8 protein-coding genes and 1 pseudogene are annotated in these 6,746 nt (G+C 35.8%); 7 read left to right on the forward strand and 2 right to left on the reverse strand.

Annotation, left to right across the window (positions count from 1 at the left end; all coding sequences use genetic code 11):
• Nucleotides 1–25: 25 nt before the first annotated feature.
• The 6 genes from BTO22_RS13135 to BTO22_RS13175 all read left to right on the forward strand — a co-directional run bounded on the left by BTO22_RS13135 (nt 26) and on the right by BTO22_RS13175 (nt 4,291).
• Entirely contained in the window at nt 26–490 is a 465-nt protein-coding gene (locus BTO22_RS13135; protein ID WP_105055912.1) for an ASCH domain-containing protein, read from the forward strand.
• Between the two features lie 208 nt (nt 491–698).
• Nucleotides 699–950, forward strand: coding sequence for a type II toxin-antitoxin system Phd/YefM family antitoxin (locus BTO22_RS13140; protein WP_045103946.1), 252 nt, complete (start codon nt 699–701; stop codon nt 948–950).
• Entirely contained in the window at nt 940–1,227 is a 288-nt protein-coding gene (locus BTO22_RS13145) for a type II toxin-antitoxin system RelE family toxin (protein WP_017020028.1), read from the forward strand. The genes BTO22_RS13140 and BTO22_RS13145 overlap by 11 nt, the downstream gene beginning before the upstream one ends.
• 143 nt (nt 1,228–1,370) lie before the next feature.
• Complete coding sequence (locus tag BTO22_RS13150) at nt 1,371–2,063, forward strand: YiiX/YebB-like N1pC/P60 family cysteine hydrolase (RefSeq protein WP_105055913.1); 693 nt, start codon at nt 1,371–1,373, stop codon at nt 2,061–2,063.
• Between the two features lie 215 nt (nt 2,064–2,278).
• Complete coding sequence (locus BTO22_RS13160; protein ID WP_017020395.1) at nt 2,279–2,677, forward strand: DUF3568 family protein; 399 nt, start codon at nt 2,279–2,281, stop codon at nt 2,675–2,677.
• Nucleotides 2,678–4,084: 1,407 nt separating this feature from the next.
• Nucleotides 4,085–4,291, forward strand: coding sequence for a hypothetical protein (locus tag BTO22_RS13175; protein WP_105055915.1), 207 nt, complete (start codon nt 4,085–4,087; stop codon nt 4,289–4,291).
• 203 nt (nt 4,292–4,494) lie between these two features.
• On the opposite strand, the gene BTO22_RS13180 is transcribed toward BTO22_RS13175, so the two are convergent.
• On the reverse strand, nt 4,495–4,920 hold the full coding sequence (locus BTO22_RS13180) for a hypothetical protein (protein ID WP_146107541.1): 426 nt from the start codon (nt 4,918–4,920) through the stop codon (nt 4,495–4,497).
• Nucleotides 4,907–6,112, reverse strand: coding sequence for a type VI secretion system PAAR protein (locus BTO22_RS13185; protein WP_308727217.1), 1,206 nt, complete (start codon nt 6,110–6,112; stop codon nt 4,907–4,909). The genes BTO22_RS13180 and BTO22_RS13185 overlap by 14 nt, the downstream gene beginning before the upstream one ends.
• 332 nt (nt 6,113–6,444) lie before the next feature.
• On the opposite strand from BTO22_RS13185, the pseudogene BTO22_RS13190 reads away from it, so the two are divergent.
• Nucleotides 6,445–6,746: pseudogene (locus BTO22_RS13190) on the forward strand (DUF4263 domain-containing protein); the annotation flags it as partial.

The following is a 6,746-nucleotide window of genomic DNA, read 5'->3' on the forward strand; positions in this document are numbered from 1 at the left end:
TTGCGAAAATAGTTAAGAGGATTTCATGGAAGAACAGTCTCAATTCTACTTAAATCAGTATCTAAGCTCACTTTCTGAAACTGAGCGTAAAAAGTATCTATCATTCAGTTCAGACTATTTCTGTGCTGATGAGCATAATGCCAATTTATGTGCGGAATTAATCCGAATTGGTCAAAAGACAGCAACTTGTAGCTTAAATATTTGGTATGAATCAGGTGAAGAACCAATGCCAACCGTTGGTCACTTACAAGTGGTCGTTGATTGGAATGGAAAGCCAATTTGTATCGTTGAAATAGATTTAGTTGAAACGTGTAAATATAACGAAGTGACGGCTGAATTTGCTCATGCAGAAGGCGAGGGCGACCGTTCATTAAAATGGTGGCGTGAAGCTCATTGGCGTTTCTTTGCTGCTGAATGTTCAGAGTTAAATATTCAGCCTAATGAGGACATGGTTCTTGTATTGGAACGATTTCATGTCGTTTATCAATAGGCAATATAACAAATGCATCAACACGATTTGCTACACTCGGCGTTGTCAGTTTACCTTTAGTTTCAGTGATTAAGGTAGTAAAATTCAGCTAGGTCTGTATCGTAGCAAACGTGTTATGCAGGCGTTATACGGCAAAAAGAAAAAAGTAGCAGTTCACATTAAAAAGGTCTAAAATTAGCACTTAATTTAATACTAATTTGGTGGCGTTATGAGACAAGTTCTAGCTGATTGTTCAGCAAGTATTTCAGAGTTAAAGAAGAATCCTACGGCTCTTTTGAACGAAGCTGATGGCTCTGCTATAGCTATTTTAAATCACAATAAACCAGCGGCTTACTTAGTGCCTGCTGAAACTTACGAATTTCTAATGGACATGTTAGATGATTACGAGCTTTCTCAGCTTGTTGAAAGCCGCAGACTTGATTTATCAGATGCTGTGGAAGTAAATATCGATGACTTATAAATTAAAATTCCTACCAGCAGCACAAAAAGAGTGGAGTAAATTAGCGCCACCGATTAAAAGCCAGTTTAAAAAGAAACTAATTGAGCGCCTTGAAAATCCTCATGTGCCGGCATCAAAGTTACGTGGTTATGATTCTGTCTATAAAATCAAATTACGCACAGCAGGCTATCGTTTAGCTTATGAGGTTATTGATGACGAAATTGTTGTCTATGTTTTAGCTATTGGAAAACGAGATAAAGATGCAGTTTACAAGAAGTTAGCCTCACGCTTTGGGTAGCCGTATAACAAATGCATCAACACGATTTTCTACATTCGGCATTCTAGGTTTGTCTTTAGTTTCAGTGATTAAGGTAGTAAAATTCAGCTAAGTCTGCATCGTAGCAAACGTGTTATGCAGGCGTTATATTTTTGAGGTTGGTAATGGTTAAATTAACAGAAGTTGATAAAAATGGTAATGAACATCGTGTTACAGGTCTTAAGTTATTTGGTAGTGATTACCCTCAAATAATTACCTGTGACAAAATTAAACCTGGAGATGTATTGTTTTGTTATCAAGATCCTAAAAGTGAGTCATTTTTTAATAAGAAGAAAACAAAATTAATTCAAAGTAAAACGAAAGGGATCTATGTTCACTGTGGTATATATCTTGGTAATGATTTAGTTGCAGATGCAGCAGGTAAGTTTGTAAGAACAATAAAACTTAATGAATTTATTGATTCATATTCATATATTGTAGTTTCTCGTTGTGAATACTTAAAAGAAGATAAAATAACGAAAATGATTGCCTACGCATATAATTGCGTTAAAAATAAAATTGAGTATGATTTAGGTGGCGCAATAAATTTACCTAAAAAACGAATGGAACATAGACGCTTTATTTGGGGAAATAAACCTAAACCAAACATCGAAAAGAAAAATGATAAAATGTTTTGTTCTGAGTTTGTTTTGAATTGTTTCAAAGCTAGTGGCTATATTTCAAAAGATGACAAGACATATGTTGCTCACATGTGGTCACCAACAGATTTGGCTCATGATGATTTACTATCTTTTCAAGGATATATTGCTATTAATGGTATTGAAAGCATTCATAGGGACGATATATTTTTGCTGTAAAATATAACAAATGCATCAACACGATTTGCTACATTCGGCATTCTAGGTTTCTTTGAGTTTACCGTGTTAAGTGGTAAATTTGAGCTTAATCTGCATGATAGCAAACGTGTTATGCAGGCGTTATGTGTTTCTGTTCAATTATCAGAAAGGACGTTCAAGTTAACTTTTTACCTTGAAATATTATGTTAATATCTGATTTTTAAGGGGGAACGTCTATGAAAAAAATAATACTGATTTTATTAGCTTCATTATCAATTTCGGGTTGTGCTGGAGTGGGAGTCGCAACTGTTGGTGCCGTTATGTATTACAAAAGTCAAAGCCATGAAGTTGCATCTGTTGATATTGAAGCTCCAGCTAAAAATGTTTACCAGACAGCAATTGATGTTGTTAACCAAAATCCTAATGTATCGATTATCAATCAAGATGATTCATTAAAAGTACTTGATGTGCGTCAAAATGAAAAAGACGGCAGTATCAAGGTCTCAGCGATTAATTCTAGTCTTTCAAAGTTAACTATTACCTCTGATGTAACAGGGGATGAAGAAGTAAATCCATTATCTGGTATTTTTAAAATATGTGAAGATTTAAACGTGAAGTGTGAGTTAAGTAAGTAGGTTTGACTAAATACACATAACAATTGCATCAACACGATTTACTACACTCGGCATCTCAGGTTGTCGGGTGTTTCTCGTTTTAAGGCGTCAATTTTAAGTATAATTGCATAGTAGTAAACGTGTTATGCAGGCGTTACACGAACTAAAGATTGCAGTTTTTTGGCTCAGTCCAGTGATTGAGTCGTTAGTTTTTTAGGCGTGAAAGTAGGGTGGATTTCCTTTTTCTTTGTTGCCTTTTGGTGTTCGTTTCATCAGGTTCGGCATTGAACTATTATTGCCCCAAATTCAGGCGTTTCAGAAACTAATTTACGCTTCAATTGTTCTTTGGTTATGCCTCATTTTAGCCAGCATCAGTGTTTTCCTCTCAGCATTTTCAATCCCAATTGTGGTTAGGATATTTGGTTTATTAGCTCAGAAGTTGCTGAAACCAAATCGTACAAATGGTGTAAGAAAAAGGGATTGTTTCGTTTCACAGTTATTGCTGTTGATTGGATATTTTGCTCGCTTAATTGAGCCAGTCTAATTAAACTCAGTTTACAGCAAATCTTGGTAAATCAGTTCTTTATCAAGTTAATTGGAGCGAAAGCAAGGCTCGTATAACAAAGCAATCAACACGATGCTATTACACTCGGCATTCGCGGTTTAGAGTATAATTGGTTTGGTAAGTCGGTCTTTCGCACGTGTTATTGCGGCGTTATACGAACTCTGAGAATGCAGTTTTTTGGTTCAGTTCAGCGATTGAACCATTAGCTTTTTAGGTGTGAAAGTAGGGTGGTTTTCCTTTTTCTTTGTTGCCTTTTAGCTTTCATTTCATCAGGTTCGGCATTGAGCTATTATTGCCCCAAATTCAGGCGTTTCAGAAGCTAATTTACGCTTCAATTGTTCTTTGGTTATGCCTCATTTTAGTCTGCATCAGTGTTTTCTTCTCAGCATTATCAATCCCAACTGTGGCGAGGATATTTGGTTTATCAGTTCCAAACTTGTTGAAATCAAATCGTACAAATGGTGTAAGAAAAAGGGATTGTTTCGTTTCACAGTTATTGTCGTTGATTGGATATTTTGCTCGCTTAATTGAGCCAGTCTAATTAAAATTGTTTTACAGCAAGTCTTGGTAAATCAGTTATTTACCAAGTTTATCAGAGCGAAAGCAAGGCTCGTATAACAAAGCAATCAACACGATGCTAATTACACTCGGCGTTTGTGGTTTGAAGTATAATTGGTTTGGAAAGTAAGTCGTTCGCACGTGTTATTGCGGCGTTATGTTCTAGGCGATAGATAATGGTTATCTAAAATATTACCTTTGTTTTTATTAACTTAGAAATTAGTGACATTAATCACAGTAGTTCTTCGCGATATTACAATAATGATATTTGTATATTTTGGTACAAATGGATTATTGAGGCTTAAATGCAAACTTACAATTACTCAGGAATACGTAGTTTTGAGGTAGATTCTAATTCGATTACGGTTTGGTTCGATGAAACTGCTCGTTCAGTTAGCTATGACTACGATAGTGCAGGTAAACAGCACATCGACAGGATGAAAATCATTGCAGTATCTGGTGGCGATCTTAATTCCTACATCGATACTCATGTTAAGTTCAAATATGTTTGATGATCAACGGTCAGAGCGAACATAACAATCGCATCAACACGATTTGCTACATTCGGCGTTCTAGATTTCTTTTGGTTTACCGTATTAAGTGGTAAATTTAGGCTTAATCTGCATGGTAGCAAACGTGTTATGCAGGCGTTATACGACTAATTTGGTTTAATTCAGCCCACAAATTTATTGTGAGCTGAATTAGCTTTTATTTTTTAAGGTGCCTTTACATACATCAAGTGAATTCCTGTTGGGGTGATTTTAGTTAATTCATAACTGTATTCATACCCATATTCATCGAGTAACTTCATGCTATAAAGAGCAAACATCATAGCAAATATGACCCCAAACAATGCACTATATATACAGGTTTTATTTATACTACTAGTCCAATGCTCTCCAATAATTAAACGAGCTTTCTTACCTGATATAATAGTAATACTCATCAAAATTGAATTTAAAATAACGGCAAAAAATCCACCAATAGGTACCCATAAAGTAAACAATGATAATTGAACTTCATCTTTATGGTTTAATAGGTTTTGATAATCTCTCCAAACTCCATTAGTTGGCACCCACCATAATAATGGGATTAATATAAAAAATACTACCCCCAAAAATCTCATCTTAGTTGATGACACGTTCTAGCTCCAAAATAATCTCATCTGTAACTTTATATTCATTCCATAGCCATTCGATTGTTAAATAGGCAACAGCTACTAATACAAAACCTAAAACGATATAGCCAGTCAGTGCTACAATGCCAAACAACACAGCCTCTCCTGCTCCAAACTGTAGTAATGCTTTAAACATATCAGAGCCAACATTGCCAAACCAATCGACTAAATGGTAATCGTCTTTAAATACAAGGTCGGTCGTTGCTATTGCTGCTGATACCACGAAGGTTAATACACCAGCGCCTTTAAATCCGTTTGCTCTCGCTTTAGGGCTTAAACCAACTTGTTGAACCTTTGGGCTATTAATAGGGTATTTTTTACCATTCATATTAATTCGAGTGCCATTAACAAGGGCGTGAAGGATTTCTTTTCCATTTTTCTTTCCAGAGAAAGCAATAAATTGCTTTCCTTTACTTTCAATAATGTCTGCCTTGATATTAATGTCACCAAATTGCTTAACTAAGCCTTTTGCATCGAATATTGGGGTTGTGTGCTGAAACCAAGTATTTGCGCTATTAATGCTAGCCGCTAAGAAAGCGGTGTCTTTACCTAAATCAACCCAAAAGTTATTTAATAACTTATGGGTATCTTCCATATCTAGAATAACAATGTCTTGATGGTTGTTATTAAGTTCATCAATTAAAGAGCATTGCTGTTCATTACGCCATGAGTCGTCTAATGCCTGAGTTGCTTTAGAGCCACGCGTAATAAGAGGGGAGTCATAAGCTTTTGATGCGTGTGAATTCTCTAATGCTGCGCTTCTCTCTGCTAATCGTTTTTGATAAGCGGCTCTTTTATTTGTAATGAAAGGACTTTCTGCTTCAGGGGGATTACTTGGTAATGAGGAAGTACCTGTATTAACTGGCGCTTTATCTCCAATGTTTACTGTACCACCGCCAATCGTAACGCCTCCACAGCTAATAGAACTGCCAGTTAAAGCAGCAGGCTTGCCGTTTATAAATACTGACGAAGAGCCAGATGATATAGTTCTAGGGTGAGGAGGGTGCTTAGGTTTTGCATGGGGCATAAGGCTATCTCCTTCTCTACATGCAGGTGCACCATCAATATTCACATTTGGTGAGCCTGTTATAATAGGGGTTTGTGGAAACCCATCATGGTCAGTCCCTTTATCGCCTACTTTAACTGCGTTACCCATTCATCTGTCCTTTGGAATTAATGTAAGCTTAAACTTTAATGGCCCAAGATTTAAAGATAAAATCATAATAATTAAATCAGGACAGAGTTCTCATTATTTGTTAGCTATTATAAATATGATTACATAGTGATTGAGGGTAATTTCACGCTTGTTGGCACAGTCCCGAAGTCGTATAACAAATGCATCAACACGATTTGCTACACTCGGCGTTGTCGGTTTGTCTTTAGTTTCAGTGATTAAGGCAGTAAAATTCAGCTAAGCCTGTATCGTAGCAAACGTGTTATGCAGGCGTTAGCTGTTTTTTGGGTAGTTTTAAGATATGGGGTTACTTTGTGTTTGATTTAGATATGCTAAAACCAAGTGAAGATGATGTTATTTTAAATTCTAGATTGGAAACTTTATATAACCATCAATTTGATAAGGGTCGTTTCTTTCAGGTTATATTCGCGGATGAAAAGGAGGCTCATATACAATTAGCCCCTAGAACAATGATGAAAGTTGTTTATATCCAAGACAAAGATGACATTGAAGGTATCGAAATTTGTAAATTGGTTAATGGACAGGAAAAACAATCATTAAAGTTTAGTAAGTTTAATTTCCAACAACTGAAAACCTTTATTAATTTCATTAATGG

The organism is Aliivibrio sifiae, from assembly GCF_002954705.1.
GTDB lineage: Bacteria > Pseudomonadota > Gammaproteobacteria > Enterobacterales > Vibrionaceae > Aliivibrio > Aliivibrio sifiae_A.